Here is a 3,298-nt window from a genome sequence, read left to right on the forward strand (position 1 = left end):
TCGAGAACCGTTCCCCCTTTCACATCAAAGGAATTGCCCAGCATCGCAATCGGCTTGGTTGTATCCACAGGTTTATCCACCTTGACGGGATGGTGCTTCATCTTCTCGTTGCCCTTCCACCATCCGAGGCGAAGCGTTCCCTCGTTGTCGATTCGCACGTCTTTTAGAGGGGCGAAAGAAACCTGATTGTCCCGGGCCCTGGTGAAGTGGCACACGAGCATGCCATCGGTGGGGTGCGCGAAAAAGCGGCAAAAGTAGGTGTGCCCAGTCAACACATTGGAGTTCTTCTTCGCCACATGAAAAGGGCCTTCGGGTTGTTCCGCAACCAGTGTCACCATGTAGGGGGCGTAATTGCCCATCAACATGTAGTATTTATCCCCGATCTTTTCCACCGCACCGACCTCAGCATGTTTGCGTTTCACACCCACCACCTTGGGTGGCTCCAAGGCTTTCCAATGCAGGCCGTCTTCCGATTCTCCGAAGCCGAACTTACTCTCTTTAGAAAGTGGGCTGGCCGTCCAGTATCCGTAGAATCCCCCGCCCGGCTTGGCGATGGTCCAAATGCAGTCCCAGCGACCGTTCTTCTTGTACCATCGCTCGTCCTGAACAAATTGATATTCTTTTCCTTTCAATCTCGTCCAATTACGGAGGTCGGTAGATTCAGCAAAGTAGATGTTTTGACGCTCGCCGATTTCTTCTGAGAAATTCATGTAGAATGTACCGTCCTTCTCAAAGGTAGATGACTTCCAGGTTGAACCGGTACCCATCCAGGTGGCTCCCTTGGACTTTTTCAAGATCGGGCCCTGCTCTGTCCAATGCACACCGTCAGGCGATGTGGCCAACGAAATATTGTTCCAGGGCTGACCTCTGCCCACTCTGACACCAGCATTGGCGAGGTAGTACAGGAAGTAGGTTCCTTCGTTGTGGTAGAGCCACACATCCCACATGTTGCCGGTTTCTTCGTGTTGGGCTTTATAGAACAACGACTGTGCGGGGGGAGGCACATCGCCAACCCTCCCCTGTGAACAGCAAAGCAACCCTCCCCTGTGCACAGCACAGCGAGGTGAGCAGGCTAAAGATAAGGACTGTGGTGCAGGCTTTTATGGTTTATTTTTTTCTTTTCCGCAAAAGATTGAGTTCATGGGCTGCACCTTCATTGTAGGGCTTGTCATAATCGCTCCAGTCACGGTTGGCATTATTGGCAGGATTTAAATGGGGCATTGCTTAAATACCACCCCATTATCCATTAACTAACAACTATTTAACGACAATTTTTGCGTTAAATTTCTGTTGATTTGCGTCACTTCATCAGCCTCATGCAAAAGCCTAACCAAGGCATTTGGTAATTGGAAATGGTGGAGAAAAGTTAAGGGTCTGCCACAGGCTACCGGCAGCGCCGCTTCGACTTCGAGGTTGAGGTTCTATTTGTCGTCACGCCTTCGACTCGAGGCGGGTAGCCTGTTGGTAGCACACGCTTGTTCGGCTATTGGCTCTCATCTTCAGCGCTCTCGAAGAGGACACTATTTTTCTGGATTTTCATTGAGTGTCCGGAGAGGCTGTTCAGATAGCTAAGCGCATCGCCGAGGGAGACATTGGTGAGAACCAGCGTAATCGGCCGATCGGCCTTCACACTACCTTTCACAACGAAATTCACGCCCTTTTTCTCGGGATCTTCTTCTGGATCATGCAAGCGGGACTGCTTACGAATAATTTCGAGAGCTTCAGGGAAGGAAACCTCTTTAAGCTCAACTTTTGGCAGCTTGATGGCCTTCAGTTTTTCGGCTGTTGCGGAATGTTCCTCTTTTGCGGTTTGATCCTGGGCACACAAGAGTGGTGCCGAAAAGGCAAGGTAGAAGAGCGCAAGAAGAGCGGAACGCTTAGTGATTTTTGCATTCATAGATAGGTCTGATTTGGTTCGGGTTGGGTTGCTTGATGGCGAACGTCTGAGCTAAGGCGCGCGGTTTACCGCGTCGCCTTCAGCTCCTTGTTGGCTCATGGCTTCTCTGAGCTTGTCGGTGTCAAGGGTTCGTGTAATCCTGTAGATCCCTGCAGGAGTCGAGTACCGGCCACAGTAGATGAATATGTGTTGCACGCCTTCATCTTCGTCAATGACAGCTCCTCCGGGGTGAGCGGCATCGACATCATCAGCACTGATATTCAACATGCCCGACTTCAATCTCAGGAGTGTGCCTTCGAATCGCCATTGATCAGCACGTCCGGCATACATATCGTCCTTTGAGATAGACCATAAGTTTACCGTCTGCTCATTCTGCTCATTCTTCTCATCCTTTCCAGCACCGCCACTGCGGTTCGTAACGACGGCCTCGAACCGCTTGGTCACGGGGTTGAAATCGACATCGGTCGTATCAGGCCAACGGTAGGAAGATATGTTGGTCAACTCCTGATGCTTCATAGGGAACCAGCCCGCGTCTGAGACCATCATGGCCGGCCGCTGAGTGTCTTTCAATCGACGATGAAACTTGAGTGGAATTGTATGATTTCGAGAGAGGAAGATGAGCCGACCGTCGTGATAGATGGCCGTTGGTTCCAGCGGATGAATTCTTTTGGAGAGTGTGACCCTCTTATGGATCCACGTTAGACCTTCATCCTTGGAGGAGTACATGTCTATGTACGGGGATCGCTCGACTCCGACTGGAATGACCAGCCCTTTCTCTGGATGAACTATCATACGTGGCCCGAAGTTGTCGGCGTACTTGTGTCCGGTCTGTTCCTGGGTCAGCGCGTCTGGGACGAGTTCCCAGGTCTTGCCTTCGTCCTCTGAGCGGTACAAACCATACTTGGTGGCAAGAAAGACTTTCTCATTTAGAACCCCGAAGCAGTTTCCGAAGTTCAGAACCATTGCCTTTTCACTTGTGCCGAATTGTCTAATATCAATCGGATTCGACCAGGTCTCGCCTCCATCAGTCGAGCGTACGATCACCGCATCGCTGCTATCTGCGTCCTCCCTCTTGCCCCCGTGATGTCTCAATGTCTGATGGTAGGCACAAAGCAGCGACTTTCCGACTTTGATTCCGACCGGCCATCCAAGGTGATAGTTGTTTCCCTTGAGGTGTGGACCCACGGGAAGTGCGACAGGCTCTACTGACATAATGCCTCTTGTCTCTAGGTCGCTCAGCCTTTCCTTTTCGGCTGCAGAGATAACGAGTGTTTTGGTGACCATTCTATCTATGGATAAATCCTCTTGAGCGTTAGCGACGCTGAGAAGGCAAAGCCCGCTCGCCATGTATATTGCAATATATTTTGTCATCGGGATGAGATCTTCTTCATGAGCCAACGT

Annotated in this window: 2 protein-coding genes and 1 pseudogene; all 3 read right to left on the minus strand. The window is 51.0% G+C overall.

Translation table 11 applies throughout. The features are described from left to right. Positions 1 to 983, minus strand: a pseudogene (locus ACKPQ4_RS06930) (hypothetical protein); the annotation flags it as partial. Positions 984 to 1,483: 500 nt separating this feature from the next. Then, a complete protein-coding gene (locus tag ACKPQ4_RS06935) occupies positions 1,484 to 1,897 on the minus strand; it encodes a hypothetical protein (protein WP_407680462.1) in 414 nt (137 codons plus the stop codon). A 51-nt stretch (positions 1,898 to 1,948) separates the two neighbouring features. After that, a partial coding sequence (locus ACKPQ4_RS06940; RefSeq protein WP_407680463.1) for a sialidase family protein occupies positions 1,949 to 3,298 on the minus strand: 1,350 nt, incomplete at its 5' end.

The organism is Candidatus Chordibacter forsetii, assembly GCF_964187505.1.
GTDB lineage: Bacteria > Verrucomicrobiota > Verrucomicrobiia > Opitutales > Seribacteraceae > Chordibacter > Chordibacter forsetii.

What these genes read in the sequence shown, in the direction of transcription:
- ACKPQ4_RS06935 (WP_407680462.1), bottom strand. Translation starts at nt 1,897, where the DNA reads ATGAATGCAAAAATCACTAAGCGTTCCGCTCTTCTTGCGCTCTTCTAC.